Source organism: Halonotius pteroides (genome assembly GCF_003605635.1).
GTDB lineage: Archaea > Halobacteriota > Halobacteria > Halobacteriales > Haloferacaceae > Halonotius > Halonotius pteroides.
On record NZ_QMDW01000003.1, the window covers coordinates 157,250 to 174,988 of the forward strand.

Sequence of the window (17,739 nt, forward strand, 5' to 3'; positions counted from 1 at the left end):
GATGAGAGTCCTTTTTCCCGCTCCTCCCGAAGAATACCCATGCCGCGAGTCCCGTTTCACTATATCGATCTCCGCACCTTCTGCTATGCGACCGAGGACGAAAAGCGGGTCGAGGAGGCCCTGCGACACTTCTTGCCAGAGGAGTTCGAACTCAACCGGGTCACCAACACGGGCCACCACGGCGACCGGATCGTCGTCCTCTCGGCGCGCGTCGAGAGTGCTGACGGGATGCGGGTCGTCCTCGATCAGCTGGCCGCCCTCGATTCTATCGACCGTGTGCTTGCGGAACTCGACGAACGTGTCGACGACAACTGCTCGTTTTTTCTCCGCCTCGGCAAACAGGCTGCGTTCAATGGCCTCGTTCGGTTGGGCGAGGGGATCACGCTGCGGGCGAAAGTCGAGGCCTATCCGGCCAAACACGAGAAAGCGGTCGCCAACGCCCGCGAAGCGATTGAGCTGGCCGGCGCGGACAACGCCGAATAGACGACCGATTCCTATTCCTCTCGCCACTTGATCGAACAGCCACGGGAGGGTCGATCCGGGTGCTCGATTTCCTCGCCGGTGAGGATCGATTCGATGGCCTCCTCGATGTAGAACTCCGTGGGCTCCGAGTCGGGATCGAGCGCGTCGTCAAGCCGGCCGTGGTAGGCGAGGTGCCAGTCGTCGTCAACGCGGGCAAAGAGGAACGGATCGGGCGTACAGACCGCCCCGTACTCGCGGGCGACATTCTGGGTTTCGTCGTAGAGATAGGCGTCGTAGTCGACCGTCCCGTCGGCGACGAGTTCAACCATGTTCTCGTAGGAGTCGTCGGGATACTCCGCGTTCGCGTTGGGGTTGATCCCGACGATTGCAGCGTCGTCGAACTCATCGCTGAGGCCGTTGAGGTGGTCGAACTTGGCTTGGGCGTACGGACAGTGATTGCAGGTAAAGACGACGAGGAGGGCGTCGTTGCCGGCAAAGTCCTCAGGGCTGTAGTGGGTGCCGTCGGTGGCGCGGAGCTCGAACTCGGGAGCGGTGTCGCCGCGGGCGAGTTCCGAATCGGACTCTTTGAGTACCATACCGGTAGTTGCGAGGCCATGAGCAAATCCATTACGGCTCTGCGTGCTCCGACGGATTGTGGCTGATAAATGCCCTTGAGTTATATTCAAAGTAGAAAGTATTATCACAGAGAATCCGTTATCGGCAACTACGATGAGTGCTACTGTCGCTGCGAGCACGCAGGAATCGTCTGATCGCTGGGAACCCGTCCGTGAGCTACCGCCGAGCGCGAAGCTCGTCGCCAAGGAGCTAGATCGCCACGAGCAACTCACCCAAACCCAACTCGCCGACGCAACGCTGTTGTCGACCCGAACGGTGCGGCAGGCCGTCAGCCGGCTTGAAGATGTTGGGGCCGTCGAATCCCGCGTCTCCTTCCGCGATGCCAGAAAACAGCTCTACACGCTGACGCTGTAGTTGACGGCTCAGTCGTGGGCGTAGTAGACAACTGAGTCGTCGGCAGCATGGTCGTCGACCCGAACAAAGCCGATCCGCTCAAACTGGATGATCTCATCAACGTCAGTCTCAGCAAAGCCCGGCTCGGCCTCGCCAATCACATCGCCGTCAGGTGTTCGCACTCTGACCGAGACGGTGCCGTCGGCCGGCACCCAGTGAATCACATCGACACCATCCTCACGCACCGCGTCGATGTCGTCGCCGGTAGCGACGAACGCACCGTCGGCATGCCGCACACAGCCGTAGCCTTTCAGCCAGATTCGCTCGCCGTCGCTCGGTAGATCGGCCGGTTCGACGAGCACCGCGTCGTCGACGGGGATCTCTCGGCGGCCGCGGTCTTCGTGGTTCGGGTGTCGCGGCGGGTTGCCGGCAGCGGGCTTCTCCTCGCCGACGACGGGGACGCGCTCGCCGTCGCGGACGAGAAAGTAGCGATCTGCCTTGTCGTCGACGAGATCACGGTTGTTGGCGTAGATCGACGACATGGCGAGATCGACATCCGATGTCGACATCCCGAGGCCGATCATCGACTCGACGACCGCCTCGCCGCGAATCCCGCGGCGGCGGATCGACTGAAGGGTGGGAGCTCGCGGGTCGTCCCAGCCGTCAAGCTCGCCGGTGTCGATGAGATGCTTGACTGTTGAGGTCGAGATGTCGATATCGTAGGCGTCGATCTGGACGTGCCCCCAGTGGAGGACTTCGGGATACTCCCAGCCGAAGTAGTCGTAGACGAACTGCTGTCGCTTGGCGGAGTCCTGCAGGTCGATGCCGCGAATGATGTGGGTGATACCGGTCAGATGATCGTCGATGCCGGACTGGAAATCCAGCATCGGCCAGCAGCGGTAGTCGGCGGCCGCCTCGCGGGGATGTGGTGTGTCGATCATCCGGAACGCGACCCAATCGCGGAGGGCTGGGTTCTTGTGTCTGATATCGGTTTTCACGCGGAGCACCATCTCGCCGGAGCTGTACTCGCCGTCGATCATCGCCTCGAACTCCTCGCGGACGGTGTCGGAACCCTTGTTGCGGTTCGGCGACGGCGTCCCCTCGCGTTTGAGTTCGGAGAACTCCTCGGCCGGCAGATCACAGGTGTAGGCTTCACCCATCTCGATCAACTCGCGGGCGTACTCGTAGTAGGTTTCGACGCGGTCGGAGGCCCGCAACACCTCGTCAGGCTCAAATCCGAGATAGGCGATATCGTCGAGGATCGCGTCGTACGCCGAGAGATCCGGTCGCTTCGTCTCTGGATCGGTGTCGTCGAATCTGACGACGAACTCGCCGTCGTAGCGATCGCAGTAGGTGCCGATGACCGCGGGCATGCGGGCGTGGCCGAGATGCCATGGGCCGTTTGGGTTCGGCGCGGCGCGCAAGCGAATCGTCTCGTAGTCGTCAACGTTCGGGAGGTCGGGTAGTGTGTGGTCGTCGCTCTCGTCGTCGGCGTCGAGTTCGGCGATCAGTTCGGGATCGAGTTCGGTGAGTCGCTCGCGGCGGGCCGCGCGGTTGAGGCGGCCGATCTTGCCGACGACCTGGCCGACGACGCCCGGAATCTCGTCGCCGTGGGGCCGGAACTCGGGGTTCTCGCCCATGAGTGGGCCCATAATCGCGCCCACATCGGGGTCGCTGTGGTGTTTGAGCGCGTTGAACAGGGCGTGTTTCTCGGCTTCCTGTTTCACGCGTTCGCGGAGTTCATCATCCATTGGCTATGCGTTTCGCGTGACTGCTCAAAAGGGGTGTGGATCGACAGCATGGTGAGCTACGCTGACAGAGACGGTCGTCGGCAGTTCGCAACTCTTGAACCGCCGACACACAAGTTACGACTGTGAGTCGTCGACGCCTCTTTGGCTCGCTTTGTGGGCTCGTCTTCTTTCTTAACCTCGCTAGAATCGTCTTTGCGCCGTTGTTGGACGTATTCATCGCCGAGTTCGGCATCGGCGAGGCGACTGCCGGGTTGATCGTCACGCTGGCGTGGGTCGGCAGCGCGTCGCTCCGGCTGCCGGCAGGCTGGCTGCTCACGAAGGTTCCACGGCACTATCTCGTCATCATCTCAGGGACGATCCTCGCGCTGTCGGCGGCGGCTGCCGGCGCGGCGGTGACCGTCCGTCAACTGATGATCGGCGCGTTCTTCATGGGCACCGCCTCCGGCGTCTACTTCGTGTCGGCGAACCCGCTTTTGAGCGAGTTATTCCCGGATCGTGTCGGCCGCGTGATGGGGATTCACGGTGCGGCCACCCAGATCGCCGCTGTTGCGGCCGCGCCGCTGGTCGCCGTCTCGTTGTGGATCGATTGGCGGTTCGCACTGTGGGCGATTGCTGTTGGCACCGCCATCGTCACCATCGCCACCGTGGTCGTCGCCCGCCAAACTGAGATGCCCGCGGCGGGCGAAAACGACCGCTCGCTGCTGGCCGGCGCGCGCTCGGAGTGGCGGATCATCCTTGCCGCCCTCGCTTTGGCCGGTGTTGCCGTCTTCGTCTGGCAGGGCGTGTTTAATTTCTATGAGCTATACATGCAGTCCCGCGGGCTCTCGCCGAATGAGGCCTCAACGATGCTGACGATCGTGTTTGCCGCGGGCGTCCCCGCCTTCTTTCTCGCTGGCGAGTTGGCCGACGACCTGCCGTCGGTGCCGCTGCTGCTTGGGATCGTCGGCTCATTTGCGGGGTGCCTGCTGTTGGTCGTCGCGTCTGAGGGCGTGGTCGCCTTGGCGATCAGCTCCGCGCTGATCGGCTTTGTTATTCACGCGCTGTTTCCGGCGACCGACGCCTATATTCTGACCGCGCTGCCGGATTCAGCTCGTGGAAGCGCGTATGCCGTCTTCAGCTCCGCGTGGATGCTATCACAATCGGGTGGTTCCTCAGTGGTTGGTGAGTTGGTCGAACGCGGGGTTGCCTACGGGACGGTCTTTACGGCCGCGGCACTCGTGCTTATCGCGACGGTTGTGGTGCTCGGTGGGCTCGAACGTGCTGGTCGGCTGCCGGCGTAACTGTCAACCGAACGGTTCTGAACGTCCACGGTCAGGAGGGTTAGGCAGCCGACGACACGGGCGGCGGTGCACGTCTTGAGCTTACCGGCGTCGAACTCACAGCACAGAGTGAGGACACAACACAGCGGCTACGCCGGAAAACGCACCTCCGGCGAGGTGCTTACTGGAACGCTTCGCCGACAACGGCATCGCTGCCGTCATCAACATCGCTCTGGTTGAACTTGCGTTCGATCTCCTCGTACTGACGCTTGGTTTCCTCGGTCACGCTGGCCTGAACCTCATCAAGTGCGTCCTCAAAGTGGGCCATCGTCACCCGGACGTTGCCGACGGATTCGCCGACCTCCTCGGGGTCGACGCTGCCGATGAGCTCCCGGCTGGCGGCCATCGACGCCTCGCGGCAGACGGCCTCGATATCCGCGCCGACGTAGCCCTCGGTTTTGCGGGCGAGTGTGTCGAGAGCAACGTCGTCGGCCAGCGGCTTTGCGTCGGTGTGAACATCGAAGATCTTCCGGCGGGCCTCCTCGTCGGGCACCGGAACGTGGACGTGGCGGTCTAGCCGGCCGGGCCGCAGGAGGGCAGAGTCGATCAGGTCGGGCCGGTTCGAGGTGGCGATCACAACCACGTCCTCCAGTGATTCGAGCCCATCGAGCTCCGTGAGGAGCTGGGAGACGACGCGCTCGCCGACGCCGGAGCCCTCGGAGTTGCTGCCGCGCTCGGTCGCGATGGCGTCGATCTCGTCGAAGAAAACGACAGTCGGAGCGTTCTCGCGGGCCTTGCTGAATATCTCACGAACACCCTTTTCGCTCTCACCGACATACTTGTTTAGCAGTTCTGGCCCCTTGATCGAGATGAAGTTCGACTCGGCCTCGTTGGCGACGGCTTTGGCGAGCAGTGTCTTGCCGGTTCCTGGCGGGCCGTAGAGCATGACGCCTTTTGCGGCGGCCATATCGAGCTCCTCGAAGACCTCGGGGTATTCAAGCGGCCACTGGATCGTCTCGCGGAGTCGTTCCTCGGTCTCGTCGAGGCCGCCAACATCGTCCCACGTCACGTCTGGGACTTCGACGAAGACCTCCCGGAGCGCGCTCGGTTCGATCCCCTTGAGTGCGGTCTTGAGGTCGGATTCCAACACCTCGATGGATTCTAGCACCTCGGCGTCGATCTCGTCGGTTTCAAGATCGAGTCGCGGGCGGATCCGCCGGAGGGCCGACATCGCGGCCTCCTTGGCCAGCGATTCGAGATCCGCGCCGACAAAGCCGTGGGTGTTCTCAGCGTAGGTGTCGAGGCTGATCTCCTCGCCAAGCGGCATATTCCGGGTGTGCACCTGGAGGATTTCCTTGCGACCTTCCCGATCCGGAACGCCGATCTCGATTTCACGGTCGAAGCGGCCACCGCGGCGGAGCGCGGGGTCGATGGCGTCGACACGGTTTGTCGCGCCGATGACGACGACCTCGCCGCGCTCTTCGAGGCCATCCATCAGCGAGAGGAGTTGTGCGACCACACGGCGTTCGACATCGCCGCCTGCCTCCTCGCGTTTGGCGGCGATGGAGTCGAGTTCGTCCATGAAGATGATCGCGGGGGCCTCCTCTGAGGCCTCCTCGAAGATGCCACGGAGCTGCTCTTCGCTTTCGCCGTAGTATTTCGACATGATCTCCGGGCCGGAGACTGTGTGGAAGGAGGCGTCGATCTCGTTGGCGACGGCCTTCGCGATCAGGGTCTTGCCGGTGCCCGGCGGCCCGTGGAGTAACACCCCTTTCGGCGGGTCGATGCCGAGGCGTTTGAACAGCTCAGGGTGTCGCATCGGGAGCTCGATCATCTCTCGAACCTGTTCGAGCTCCTCGTCGAGGCCGCCGATATCCTCGTAGGCGACATTCGGAGCTTCGGACGATCCTTCCGCGGCCTCTGGTGGCGCGTCGGCGATCTGCTCGGCTGGCTGTTCGGCGATCTGTACCTGCGTCGAGTCGGTGATAACGACCGTCCCGGAGGGCGTCGTTGAGGCGATCTTGAGCGGGACGGCCTGCGATTGCCCGCCCATGAAGCCGAAGCCAAGTGGGAGCCGGATGCTCTGACCCTGGGTGACCGGCTGGCCGCCGAGCTCGCGGCGGATCAGCGAATCGATGTTGCCGCGGATCCCGAGCCGTTGGGGGAGGGCGACGGTGATCGTTTCGGCGGGCTGGAGGTCGGCCTTCTCGATCTCGACGTTGTCATCGATGCCGACGCCGGCCGCACTGCGGAGGCGGCCGTCGATACGGACGACACCGGTGCCATCATCCTCCGGGTAGCCGGGCCAGACACGGGCGATAGCGGTACCGTCGTCGCTATCGAGGCGGATGAAGTCGCCACCGGAGAGGTCGAGTTCGTCGGCAGCAACGCGATCGATCGCGGCCAGTCGGCGGCCGGCGTCCTTCTGTTTGATCGGTTTGACTGTGAGTTTCATTGATCCACCTGCACGGTGAGCACACCGTTTTTCACTGTGACTGCTGCATCGGCGCCAGGGAGGTCGAGTTCGGTCTCGGTGACCTGCCCGTCGGCGTCGATCACGAGGAGCAGGGTGTCGCCGACGGTGTCGTACTGCACGCTGTCGTCGTCGACAGCGAGGTCGGCGGCGAGTACCCACTCGTCCTCGTAGTCGTACTCTCGGAGCAACCGGTCGTCACGGTTTGCTAGCTGGGTATTATTCATCACTCTACTAGATGAATAGATGCGCTTCTATAAAAATCTTTGGCTGCAAAACCGCAAGACGGCAGCATACGTCGGAATAGCGATGGTGTTGCGGTTCACACCTTCGCTGGGTTCGGATTCCGGCGGCAACTGTGGGTCAAAAGCGGGCCGCTCAGCCGAGGTCGTCGAGGCCGTCTTCGATGTGGCTGTGTTCGTCGGCCGGGAACGAGTCGGCCTCAACAGCGGTCTTGTACCCTTCGATGGCGTCTGTCATCGCCGCCCGCACGTCACCGAACTGCTCGGCAAACGGCGGGGCGTTCTTGCTGAGGCCTAACACGTCGCTGATTACCAGCACCTGGCCGTCGCAGTCGCTGCCGGCACCAATACCGATTGTGGGGATATCGAGGGCCTCGGTCACCTGTGCGGCGACGTTGGCCGGAACATGTTCGACAACGAGCGCGAACGCGCCGGCGTCCTCGTGTGCGTGGGCAAGCGAGAGAATCTCTTCGGCGGCGGCCTCGGTGGTTCCCTGTCGGGTGTAGCCGCCGAGTTGGTTGACGTGTTGGGGTGTCAAGCCGAGGTGTGCCATCACGGGGATCCCGAGCTGGGTGAGCCGTTCGGTCAACTCGACGGTATGCGGGCCGCTTTCGAGTTTGACCGCGTCCGCGCCGGCGTCTTTCAGCATGCGGCCCGCGTTGCGGACGGTTTCAGCCTCATCGACACCAACCGAGAGAAAGGGCATGTCGGCGACAACAAGCGCGTCATCGCTCCCGCGGGCGACGGCAGCGGTGTGGCGTTCAACGTCGTCGACGGTGACCGGCAGCGTCGAGTCATACCCCAACGCCTCGGTGCCCATGCTATCGCCGACAAGCAGGATGTCGATCCCGCAGTCGTCGATGACGCTGGCAGTATGAGCGTCATAGGCCGTCAGCATCGTGATGGGCTCAGTTCGGTCGCGGAGCTCCCGCGTCGTGGTCATACCTGTGTTTGGATCGCCAGCTGTTAAATCGGCTGTGTCCGACGGTCGCGCCGCGTGGAACCGTCACATCTTAGCGCGCCGAGTCGAACGCCCCAGTGTGGCAGATCCCGTCGCAACGACCGACCCCGACGGCGTCGATTTCGGCTGGGTGATGCAGGTCACCTTCGTCGTGACGATCCTCGTCGGCGCGCCGCTGGTCGCCGTGCTGTCGACGACCGTCGAGCTTTCGACATGGGGAGTCCGCGCCACCTTTGCGATCCGGGTTGGCGCGCCGATCTGGCTGACGACGAACGTGGCGGCCTACCTCTACGCCAAATACAAACGCGAGGATACAGATGATGACGACCGGCCCGAAAGCGCGGAATCGACACCGGCTGACGACGAGTAATCTCAGACGTACTCGAAGGCGACGCCAACCCGTTCGGCAGTCTCCTTATCTCGCCGCGAATCGCCGACAAACAGCGCGTTGTCGGGGGCGACACCGAGATCCCCCAGTGTCGCCAACAGCGGTTCGGGATCGGGTTTGTGTGTCGCCACCGAGTCACGACCGACAACCACGTCTACGTCGGCAGCGAGCCCGTGGGTCTCAAGTGCGATTCGGCAGGCGGCCTCGCAGTTGAGCGAGCAGACCCCAACCGGGACGGTCTGTTCGGCGAGTTCGTCGGCGAGTCCACAGCGGCGAGAGCGGCGGGCCCCCTCGCGTTCGTGGCGGCTGATCGCCGCTTCAACAGCATCGGTGAGACCGTGGTCGTCGGCGTCTTCCAGCAGCGACCACAGGCCCGCATCGGTGGCGTCGATCCCGGCGTCGGCGTAGACTTGGGTGACGTCGTCGGCGACGGCCCCCCAGTTGACAGCGAGTGTCACCAGCGTCCCGTCGAGGTCGTAGACGATGCCGGCGTACTCTGTGTCGCTCACGAATTGTCCTCCCAGAGCGGATAGAGCTGGTCGGTTGGTGCCGTCGTGATGCGCTCGCCGTCCAGCACCAACGCGCCGTCGTTGTTGTCGCCGCTCGATTCTCTCACCTCGCCGATGACTGCCGCGTCGATGTCGGCTTCAGCGAGTGCATCAAGCGCGGGATCGACCGCTGAGGGCGGCACCGTCGCCAGCAACGCCCCGGAGCCGAAGATCCGCAGTGGATCAATGCTTATCGCCGCACAGATCGCGGCTGTTTCTGGCCGAATTGGAACCGACTCGCGCTCGACGACGAGATCGACACCCGAAGCCGCTGCCAACTCGACACACCCGGTGACAACGCCGCCCTCTGTGGGATCGTGCATCGCCGTCGCTGCCGAGCGCAGGCGTTCGGCCTCCGGATGAACGGAAATCTCCTCGAAGAAGTCGGTCGCACGGTTGAGAGTCGCCTGCTCGATACCGGCCTCGCGTGCCGCATCGACGAAATCGGTCGCCAGAATGCCGGTGCCCTCGATGGCCGCGCCCTTCGTGAGCAGCAGCCTGTCGCCCGGCTGCGCACCGCCGGTCGGGACGTGGTAATCGGTGCGACCGAAGGCCGTCAGGCTCAACAGGGGACGGTCTAAGGCGGACACGTACTCGGTGTGGCCGCCGACGATGGTGACGCCGAGGGCGTCGGCTGCGGCGTCCAGCTGATCGGTCAGCGTTGTCAGCGTCTCGTTGTTTTCCTCGGGGAGGAAGATCACGTTCGTCAGAAACTCCGGATCAGCACCCGAGGCGGCTACATCGTTACAGGCAACGTAGACGCCGAGCGTGCCGGCGCGGTCGGCCGCAAGCGAGATCGGATCGCTACTCACAACCAGCGTTTCACCATCGCCGAGATCGATGGCGGCGGCGTCCTCGCCGTAGGCCGCGCCGGTCAGCAGATCCACGCTCGATGCGCCCGTACGGTCAAGCACGTGACCGAGTGTGTCGGGATCGAGTTTGCCGATCATCGTGCGGTGGTCTCAGATGGTCTCAACGCAGGGCTACTCATCGACGAGATCGATGTCGAACTCGTCTTCGAGCGTGCGAACAGCTGAGCCACCGACACCGGCTCGGGTGGCGCGCCCATCCTCGATAGCTTCGAGATCGGATTCCTCGACATCGAGCTCGGCGGCGAGGTCGGCGATGCTGTGGTCGGCGGCCTCCCTGGCCTCGGTGACGCGCTCGGCGTAGTCGGCGACGAGATACGGCAGCCGGTCGCCCTCGTAGTTGGTGCCCTCCTCTTCCCAGTGGGTCGAATCGCCTTGGGCGGCATCGTACACCTCGGCCTGTCGCTGGGCGGCGCGTTTCTTGCGATCATCCGGGCCGTCGCTGCCCTCACCGCTGGAGCCGCTGGCACTGCTACCGGAACTCCCGTCGGCGTCGCTCGTCGTCTTCCGGTTGTCGTCGTGGGGGGCACAGTCCGGACAGACCAACAGCACCGCGCCTTCGACGTTGGCTTTGCTGAGCCGACTGCTGGCGGTGCCACACAGCTCGCAGCTGTTGCCGTCACCACCGCCGCCGCTGTCGCCGGTCGAATATTTCGCCATGTGTTCCGGTTGGGCCGTGGTTGGTTTAACTCTTCACGCAAGGGTTGCGGGTCGGTGTGCTGTCGAGCCAGCAGCGTAGAGCCGGTGGTTATCGATCACCGTTGTCGGTAGAATGTGCGTGGGTGCTGTCGTAGAGACAACACCACATCGTGGCGGCTGAACCGCCTGCGATGCGTGGGAAGAGATTTGAACTCTCGGACCTCTACAGGACAGCGCCCTCAACGCTGCGCCGTTGGCCTAGCTTGGCTACCCACGCTCGCGGGTATTTTGTACGCTTTCACGCATTCGATTATTCACCGGGGTTGAATAAAAGCCCTTTCTTTTCGGGGTCGCCGCTATCGGATCGACCCCGGTGCCGACGCTCGATTTGTCCGCGGCGGCGACAGACAAACAAACGGTTTTGATCGTCGCTCTCGAACGCGGGCGTATGCAACTGCAGGCCCGCGACAATGTGCCGCTGCTGACCGTCGTGTTGTCCGTCCTCGCCTTGGGTGCGGTGTTTGCCGCTGTTGGTGGCGTGATCCCAACCCGTTTTATTCCTCGCATCGAGGGACTGATCGCGGTGATCCCGGAGCTCAACGTCGGTATCAGCCTCGCCGCGATCGGCACAATCGTCTCCGGGTGGCGGGCGATCCGTCGCAACGAGGTGACAACCCATCGCAACTACATGATCGCCTCAACGGTGCTGTTTGCCGCGTTTCTCGTGTTCTATCTCTACCGCATCACGCTTGCCGGGACAACCGACTTCGGCGGCCCAGAGGTGATCGAGCAGTTTGTCTATCTGCCAATTCTCGCGGTGCATATCCTGCTGGCGATCATCTGTGTGCCGTTGGTGATCTACACCCTGTTGTTGGCGGTCAGTCGCCCGATCGAGGATATCTACACCAGTCGACACCGGAGTGTCGGCCAGATCGCGGCCGTGCTCTGGCTGATCTCGTTTAGCCTTGGGGTCGTCGTCTATGCGATGCTGTATGTGGTGTACTGAGGCCCGCTTACCGGTTGGTATCGGTCGTTTCGCTCAGGGTGAACGGCACGAGTAGCCGGCCGAACAGTGCGGTATAAAGCCCTCGAATCTGGCCCTTCCCATCGGCGACAAGCGGGGCTGCTGGCCGTTCTCGTGTTCGACCGTACCGAAGATGCTGCAGCCCGTCGATCAAAAACCAGCCACCGAGAAGCCCACCGCCGGCAACCCACAGAGCACCACTACCACTGTAGGCGAGATACCCGACGCCGATCAGTATCCCGCCGCCAAGCAGCACATGATCGGCGTAATCGCCGATCGCCTGCTGGATCGCGTAGCCGATCGCCCGGAACAGCATAACTCCGGCTGCCGTCCCGGCGGCCATCGTTGTCGATTCACCGAGTACGAGCAGCATCGCGCCGACAGCACCGCCGTGAAGCAGTTCGCTCACGACGGTCGAACGAGTCTGGAGGGCGGTCATCACTGGACTGATCCCACGGCAGCCACAAAAACTATCGGCTGTTCCCCGGTTTGCTCAGTCGTCGGCCGCGAACGCCTCTTGACCACCGACGACCGGGCGGTTGACCTCCCGGTCGGTTGTTTCGCCGTCGATATCGTAGGGGTACTCGCCGGTGACACAGCCCAAACAGAGATCGATCTGTTGGCTGTCGAGGCTCTCGGCGATAGCATCGATCGAGAGATAGGCCAGGCTGTCGGCGTTGATCTCATCGCGGATCTCTGCGACGGATTTGTCGGCGGCGATCAGTTCCTCGCGGGTCGCCATATTGATCCCCATATAACAGGGTGCGATGATCGGCGGCGCGCCCACGCGCATGTGTACCTCCTCCGCGCCGGCATCTTTCAGCAGGTCGACCAGCTGGTTTGAGGTTGTGCCGCGAACGATCGAGTCGTCGATGATGGTGACGGTTTTGCCCTCGATCGTCGACTTGATGGGGTTGAGCTTCAGGCGTACAGCGCGTTCGCGTTCATCTTGGGTTGGCATGATGAACGTCCGACCAACGTAGCGATTCTTCATCAGGCCCTCAGCGAACCGCACGCCGTCGTCGTCCTCGGCGCGGGGCTCGCCATCGGCGGTTGTCTCGCTTGCGGCGTCGGCATAGCCGGAGGCAAACGCCCGCCCGGAGTCCGGCACCGGCAGGACGACATCGCTTTCGATGCCGCTTTCCTCCCACAGTTTGCGACCGAGATTGCGTCGTACCTCATACACGAGGTTGTCGTCGATGACTGAGTCGGGCCGGGCAAAATAGACGTGTTCGAAAAAGCAGTGTGCCGTGGTGTCGCGGTCGACGAGTTGATACGAGTCATAGCCCGTACCGTCGGTATCAAGCACGATGAGCTCGCCCGGTTCGACGTCCCGGACTAACTCACCACCGAGGGTGTCGATAACGGCCGATTCGGAGGCCAACACGTAGCCGTCATCAAGCCGGCCGATACACAGTGGGCGGTTGCCCTGTGGATCGCGGACGCCGATGACGGATTCGTCGTGCATAATCGTCAGCGAATACGAGCCGTGTAGTCGCTCCATCGTGTGTTTGACCGCCTGGATAAGATCCTCATCAAGGAGGTTGCGGGCGATGTCGTGGGCGATAACCTCGGTGTCGCCGTCGGAGGTGAAGGCATGGCCGAGATTGGCGAGCTCGTCGCGGATCTCATCGGCGTTGATGAGGTTGCCGTTGTGCGACAGGCCCAGCGAGCCGGATTTAAACGAGACCGAAAACGGCTGGGCACAGCAGGTGCCGATCGAGCCCTCAGTTGGGTAGCGGACGTGGCCGATGCCGGTCGCGCCGTTCAGGGAGTTGAGATCGCCCTCGTCGAAGGCGTCGCCAACGAGGCCCATGTCGACATGGCTGTACTGCTGGAAGCCATCGTGGGTGACGATGCCGGCGGACTCCTGGCCGCGGTGTTGGAGCGCGTACAGCGAGTAGTAGAGTGGTCGTGCGACGGGTCGATCTTCCAGTGCGATCCCGACGACCCCGCATTTCTCGGTTGGGCCCTCGGTGGCATGGTGGGTCGACTCCCGGCCGTGTTCCATACCTCCCATACCGTGCTCAGCCGACAAAAAGACCCGTGTTTGTGCTGTCTCGTCGTGTTATTGATTCGGATATATGCACAAACATGCATATCCGGTCGACGGGAGGCTGAGATGGCTCCCCCGCCAGCATGTTGGTACGATACTGCTCGGTCGGGATCGTGCTCAAACCACTAACTACCGGCTGTCAGTGCTTTGTTTGTGTCACACGGGTACGGTCGATAGCCCCCTGTAAGCATGAAACCGTCTCCGCGGTTCGTACAGATACAGTGCTGACTTCGGATGAGAAGGTATTTGCCGTGTCGACAGCCGCAGTCAGCAGGATTTCGTCAGGGTTTACAGCACAGTCTTAGCCGATTCGTTATAACAGTACCTGTCTCATCGTCGCTTCGTTGTCGGTGCCGAACAGGCTATCAGCATCGTTCAAACGCAGCCGGGCGTTTCGACTGGCCGGCGTGCCCGGCAGCCGGACGGTGAATGTTGGTGTACTCTCGTCGCCCCGCCAACCGAGAAACCGGGCGAAACCGTCGCCGTCCAGCGGCACCACATCAGCTTTTCCAAGCGGTGAGTTCGACACGCTGACCGACTCACGCGGCCGGAATGATGGATCTGTCACCACAGTCCACTGTCCGTCAGCATCCTCGTACCCCAGTCGAGCACAGAGGCTGTCGCCGACTGTGGCTTTGAGCTTGGAGATTCCGGCCTCCGAAAGGACGCCCTCTGTTGCCAGCAGGTCGTAGACGCCGTAGAGGAGACCACCGCGTGCCGCGGTGGCAACGGTGTCGTCGACGTCGGCGATGGTCACCGACTGGTCGTGAATCTGTACCGCATCGTGCCCGGACTCTGGTGTGTTGACCGAGACGCCGCGTGGAACGGGCAGTTCGAGTTTCATTTGTGTGCTCCTATACCATGACAAAAGAACTCACGGTACTTGCATGTTGGCCTCACCCGATCTCGCAGTCGCCGTGACGTACGGTGAATTATGTTGGCGTGACTGGACAAAACTTTGTGAGGTAGTAGCATCGGTAGCGTGATCGCGGTGACAACCGTGCCGAGCGGATCTCTGCGTTGCAGTTGTCAATCGTACGGATGAGCGGCTCTGATACTCCGCGTGCGTTCGTCTGAGAGGGTCAAAGATAGCCGACGTGTCTGGCAAAAATCACTATGCTCGCGCTGTCACGTGTCAGTTCCTCCTCACAACGGAATCCGGTCACACCGCTGTCTGCCGTGTGCACGGGGCTGGTATTACCTGCCGAACTGTACGCACCGGGCTACCCTGAATCACTGTTTCGGCATCCATTCGTTGCATAGGAGCGGCCCACGCGGTGAGTACCGTTAGCTCCGCTCCCACATGGCATCTTCTACAAGTGGTATGCACGCAAAATGATTCGTTTTATCGCTGTGATCGCCGATTGAATCCTCTATACGCTTTTCGGTGCTACCGAGTGCTGATACCACGCGCAGGGTGCGGTGTCATGAGGGGGGGGGGAGGATACGGTTTATCAGTAGCGACGACTATGTGAATCACCGCTATTCCAACCAGAGCAGCGCGTTTGCAAGCCGTCAAAAGAACACGCAGCGAAGCTTGCGATCCGTCTTAGTTGTCGCCGGACTTCGACTGCCATTCGTAGTCGCGCCGCTTCGCCGATTTGCCGAAGCCACACGAGGAACATTCCTTCTTTTTCGTGTGGTAGGACTTCTCGCCGCAGCGGCGACATTTGACGTGTGTCGTGGTGTTCTTCTTGCCTTGAGTCGGGGTTCCAGCACCGGTCATAGATTGATCGAAACGACGTTGTCGCCGCGTATAATGGTTGTGTCTTCGACTTCCTCAACGGCGATCTCGTCGACGCCGCCCTCGTCGATCGGCTCGTCGTCGACCCCGGTCGATGGGTCAAGCACGACGTTCATATGTTGGTCGTAGCCCGCCAGCGTGCCGGTGAATGCCGTTCCGTCCTTCAGCCTGACGGTCACGGCCTCCTCCAGTGACGCTTCAAGCACATCGAGGGGTCGTCCACTCATATACGAACAGGGTTGTGTTTCGGTCTTAAACGTACCGGAACCGCTATTTCGTCGGTTGCCTGCGGTCAACCCGCCGATTATCAGCCGGCGGGTGAGGCGTTTCACCGCCCCCGACACCGGCGGCTGGTGAGCGACGAGGCTTTGTCGCCGCCGGGCCAACCTCGGGTATGGAGGCGTCTGTCATCGGTGACCTGCTGCCGCGAGATCGCCGCCGGGAGCAGCCCGCGATCGTCGTTCCGGCCACCGACCGCGAAATGAGCTATCAGGATTTTTTTACCAACGCCTACAAATCCGGTAACGTCCTGCGGTTTCTCGGGGTTCGGGAGGCGGCAACGGTCGCCGTCGAGATCACGCCGGCACCTGAGCCACTCTTGGCATTTCTTGGGGCGGCGCAACTTGGCGCGGTGACGACGTTTGAGCCGACCAGCGAGGCGCGGGTGACGTTGGTGCCGGTCGCCGAGGAGACCGCCTACGACCTGCCGCCGGGCGCAAAGCTCGCGGTCTACGGCGGCCCGCCGGAGTCGCCGGCGACGACCCACTGGGAGCAGGAGGTCTGGAGCGAAAATCCCGGCTTCCCGGAGACCCCCGTTGATCCTGAATCGCCGGCGGTACGCGCCGGCGGCGAGCCCTACAGCCACCGCGAGTTGCTCGCCGCAGGTGACGATGTTGTTGACGCTCTCGGTCTCGATAGCGACTCCCGGCTGGCGATTCGAACGCCGCTTGCGGCTCCGGCCACGGTCGTTGGCCTGATCGCCGCCTTGCTCGCCGAGACGACACTGGTGGTGGTTGGTGAGTCCGATCGCGCTGTCAACGCCGACGCGGCGATCGTTGGCGATGATGTGACACCGCCGGAGGCGACAACGATGCCGGCCGCAGGACTCTCGCTGTAACGCGATTGGAACGACAGTTTCTTAGCCGTCTTTGACGCTATATCGAAGTGCGCGCGGGTAGCCAAGCTAGGCCAACGGCGCAGCGCTTAGGACGCTGTCTCGTAGGAGTCCGCCGGTTCGAATCCGGTCCCGCGCATACCGTCTCGAACGAACGTGAGAGACGTGTCTGCGCGACGAGGATTCGAACCCTGCGAGTCGCAGCGCGCGAACGGGGTGAACATAATCGTCTCGCTCCAGTTCGACTCCTCGCACGCACACTGAATGGGGAACGGCAAGCGTATTGACGTGGGGCAAATGAACAAGCAACTCTTGCTTGAATCCGGTTTGTCGCCATTGCAGCATTCTCCCATAGCTCGTAGTCAACAGTGGGATCGATACGGCTGAGTGATACTGTCCTGGGTCTCTAGCCGAAACACATGTAACGCTCAACAGATTCAATTCTACGATGTGTTAGGAGGGCACCTTTCGTATCTATCTGCTGTTACTATAATGAATGTTTATCATGATTCGGTTCGTGGATACTAACATATGATAGACGACTTCTCAAATGAGAACATACCACATTCGGTGAACGGCCACAGTCGATACCAGCTATCGACGACAGTATCAATCCGCAACCGCAGCCGGCAGTTCCCTGCGAGCTGTATCGAAGCCATGGCTTCGGTCAGCAATCGGGAGCAAAGTTACCGGATCGCTACAGATCAATGAATCGTCTTGATACACAGGTCACCGAGATCATGAGTAGTCCCGTTCGGACAACCGATAAGGACACACCAGTAAGTGACGTCGCTGAGATGTTGCTCACGGCAGATATCGGATCGGTCGTTATGACGGATCTCGACGGGATTGTCACAAAGACAGACCTTCTCACAGCCGTCAGCGACAACCACACCACCGACCCAATCGCAACGGTGATGACCGACTCAGTGGTAACGGTGTCGCCGGATGCTGATGTGCAGACGGCGGTCAATCGGATGCAAGAACACCAGATCAAACATCTTGTTGTCGAAACCGGGGGTGAAGCGGTTGGCATTGTCACCACCGCCGACCTCGCGGCGACGTTGGCAACGGTTCCCGATTCGATCACGAGTATGTTCGCCACGTCGAATAATCCGAATCAACTGAATCGATATGAGTGTACACAGTGTGGACGCCGTGTAACGGCGGATACACAACCAAAGCAGTGCGGTGAGTGTGGCGCACCGGTACGGAACATCAGCGTCACACGGGACTGAGA

At 61.9% G+C, this 17,739-nt stretch carries 20 protein-coding genes and 2 tRNA genes; 8 read left to right on the plus strand and 14 right to left on the minus strand.

Going from position 1 to position 17,739, the window contains the following annotated elements; translation table 11 throughout:
- Positions 1 to 39: 39 nt before the first annotated feature.
- Positions 40 to 483, plus strand: a complete 444-nt coding sequence (locus DP106_RS03480; protein WP_120083426.1) for an RNA-binding protein — start codon at positions 40 to 42, stop codon at positions 481 to 483.
- A gap of 11 nt (positions 484 to 494) precedes the next feature.
- On the opposite strand, the gene DP106_RS03485 is transcribed toward DP106_RS03480, so the two are convergent.
- Positions 495 to 1,058, minus strand: coding sequence for a thioredoxin family protein (locus DP106_RS03485; protein WP_120083427.1), 564 nt, complete (start codon positions 1,056 to 1,058; stop codon positions 495 to 497).
- A gap of 133 nt (positions 1,059 to 1,191) precedes the next feature.
- On the opposite strand from DP106_RS03485, the gene DP106_RS03490 reads away from it, so the two are divergent.
- Complete coding sequence (locus DP106_RS03490) at positions 1,192 to 1,452, plus strand: MarR family transcriptional regulator (protein WP_120083428.1); 261 nt, start codon at positions 1,192 to 1,194, stop codon at positions 1,450 to 1,452.
- Positions 1,453 to 1,460: 8 nt separating this feature from the next.
- Here the strand turns inward: DP106_RS03490 and DP106_RS03495 are convergent, their stop codons facing one another.
- On the minus strand, positions 1,461 to 3,182 hold the full coding sequence (locus DP106_RS03495; RefSeq protein ID WP_120083429.1) for a glutamate--tRNA ligase: 1,722 nt from the start codon (positions 3,180 to 3,182) through the stop codon (positions 1,461 to 1,463).
- A gap of 122 nt (positions 3,183 to 3,304) precedes the next feature.
- On the opposite strand from DP106_RS03495, the gene DP106_RS03500 reads away from it, so the two are divergent.
- The gene (locus DP106_RS03500) at positions 3,305 to 4,462 is read left to right on the plus strand and encodes an MFS transporter (protein WP_120083430.1); all 1,158 of its coding nucleotides are present in this window, start codon (positions 3,305 to 3,307) and stop codon (positions 4,460 to 4,462) included.
- A 160-nt stretch (positions 4,463 to 4,622) separates the two neighbouring features.
- On the opposite strand, the gene DP106_RS03505 is transcribed toward DP106_RS03500, so the two are convergent.
- The 3 genes from DP106_RS03505 to panB form a co-directional block, all read right to left on the minus strand.
- Positions 4,623 to 6,896: a CDC48 family AAA ATPase gene (locus tag DP106_RS03505; protein WP_120083431.1), complete on the minus strand. Its 2,274-nt coding sequence runs from the start codon at positions 6,894 to 6,896 to the stop codon at positions 4,623 to 4,625.
- Positions 6,893 to 7,141 (minus strand): DUF7127 family protein, encoded by a 249-nt coding sequence (locus tag DP106_RS03510; protein ID WP_120083433.1) that lies wholly within the window; start codon positions 7,139 to 7,141, stop codon positions 6,893 to 6,895. Before DP106_RS03510 ends, DP106_RS03505 begins: the two co-directional genes overlap by 4 nt.
- Before the next feature lie 151 nt (positions 7,142 to 7,292).
- Positions 7,293 to 8,099, minus strand: a complete 807-nt coding sequence (gene panB / locus DP106_RS03515) for a 3-methyl-2-oxobutanoate hydroxymethyltransferase (protein WP_120083434.1) — start codon at positions 8,097 to 8,099, stop codon at positions 7,293 to 7,295.
- 97 nt (positions 8,100 to 8,196) lie between these two features.
- On the opposite strand from panB, the gene DP106_RS03520 reads away from it, so the two are divergent.
- Entirely contained in the window at positions 8,197 to 8,487 is a 291-nt protein-coding gene (locus tag DP106_RS03520; RefSeq protein ID WP_120083435.1) for a DUF5822 domain-containing protein, read from the plus strand.
- 2 nt (positions 8,488 to 8,489) lie between these two features.
- On the opposite strand, the gene DP106_RS03525 is transcribed toward DP106_RS03520, so the two are convergent.
- The 4 genes from DP106_RS03525 to DP106_RS03540 form a co-directional block, all read right to left on the minus strand.
- A complete protein-coding gene (locus DP106_RS03525; protein WP_120083436.1) occupies positions 8,490 to 9,014 on the minus strand; it encodes an HAD family hydrolase in 525 nt (174 codons plus the stop codon).
- A complete protein-coding gene (locus DP106_RS03530; protein ID WP_120083438.1) occupies positions 9,011 to 10,003 on the minus strand; it encodes an AIR synthase family protein in 993 nt (330 codons plus the stop codon). The genes DP106_RS03525 and DP106_RS03530 overlap by 4 nt, the downstream gene beginning before the upstream one ends.
- A 33-nt stretch (positions 10,004 to 10,036) precedes the next feature.
- The gene (locus DP106_RS03535) at positions 10,037 to 10,582 is read right to left on the minus strand and encodes a helix-turn-helix domain-containing protein (protein ID WP_120083440.1); all 546 of its coding nucleotides are present in this window, start codon (positions 10,580 to 10,582) and stop codon (positions 10,037 to 10,039) included.
- A gap of 171 nt (positions 10,583 to 10,753) precedes the next feature.
- A tRNA-Leu gene (locus DP106_RS03540) sits at positions 10,754 to 10,838 on the minus strand.
- Between the two features lie 171 nt (positions 10,839 to 11,009).
- On the opposite strand from DP106_RS03540, the gene DP106_RS03545 reads away from it, so the two are divergent.
- The gene (locus tag DP106_RS03545) at positions 11,010 to 11,567 is read left to right on the plus strand and encodes a DUF420 domain-containing protein (protein WP_120083515.1); all 558 of its coding nucleotides are present in this window, start codon (positions 11,010 to 11,012) and stop codon (positions 11,565 to 11,567) included.
- Between the two features lie 7 nt (positions 11,568 to 11,574).
- On the opposite strand, the gene DP106_RS03550 is transcribed toward DP106_RS03545, so the two are convergent.
- The 5 genes from DP106_RS03550 to DP106_RS03570 all read right to left on the minus strand — a co-directional run bounded on the left by DP106_RS03550 (position 11,575) and on the right by DP106_RS03570 (position 15,612).
- Entirely contained in the window at positions 11,575 to 12,024 is a 450-nt protein-coding gene (locus tag DP106_RS03550) for a hypothetical protein (protein ID WP_120083441.1), read from the minus strand.
- Between the two features lie 54 nt (positions 12,025 to 12,078).
- Positions 12,079 to 13,596, minus strand: a complete 1,518-nt coding sequence (gene purF / locus DP106_RS03555) for an amidophosphoribosyltransferase (protein WP_120083442.1) — start codon at positions 13,594 to 13,596, stop codon at positions 12,079 to 12,081.
- 358 nt (positions 13,597 to 13,954) lie between these two features.
- Positions 13,955 to 14,485, minus strand: a complete 531-nt coding sequence (locus DP106_RS03560) for a hypothetical protein (protein WP_120083443.1) — start codon at positions 14,483 to 14,485, stop codon at positions 13,955 to 13,957.
- 705 nt (positions 14,486 to 15,190) lie between these two features.
- Entirely contained in the window at positions 15,191 to 15,367 is a 177-nt protein-coding gene (locus DP106_RS03565) for a 50S ribosomal protein L37e (RefSeq protein ID WP_120083444.1), read from the minus strand.
- Positions 15,364 to 15,612: an LSM domain-containing protein gene (locus DP106_RS03570; protein ID WP_120083446.1), complete on the minus strand. Its 249-nt coding sequence runs from the start codon at positions 15,610 to 15,612 to the stop codon at positions 15,364 to 15,366. Before DP106_RS03570 ends, DP106_RS03565 begins: the two co-directional genes overlap by 4 nt.
- Positions 15,613 to 15,779: 167 nt before the next feature.
- Between DP106_RS03570 and DP106_RS03575 the strand changes: the two genes are divergently transcribed.
- From DP106_RS03575 to DP106_RS03585, 3 genes are all read left to right on the plus strand, one after another.
- Positions 15,780 to 16,502 (plus strand): acyl-CoA synthetase family protein, encoded by a 723-nt coding sequence (locus DP106_RS03575; protein WP_120083447.1) that lies wholly within the window; start codon positions 15,780 to 15,782, stop codon positions 16,500 to 16,502.
- 51 nt (positions 16,503 to 16,553) lie between these two features.
- Positions 16,554 to 16,638, plus strand: a tRNA-Leu gene (locus DP106_RS03580).
- Positions 16,639 to 17,206: 568 nt separating this feature from the next.
- Entirely contained in the window at positions 17,207 to 17,737 is a 531-nt protein-coding gene (locus DP106_RS03585) for a rubrerythrin-like domain-containing protein (RefSeq protein ID WP_120083448.1), read from the plus strand.
- The last annotated feature ends 2 nt before the right edge of the window (positions 17,738 to 17,739 follow it).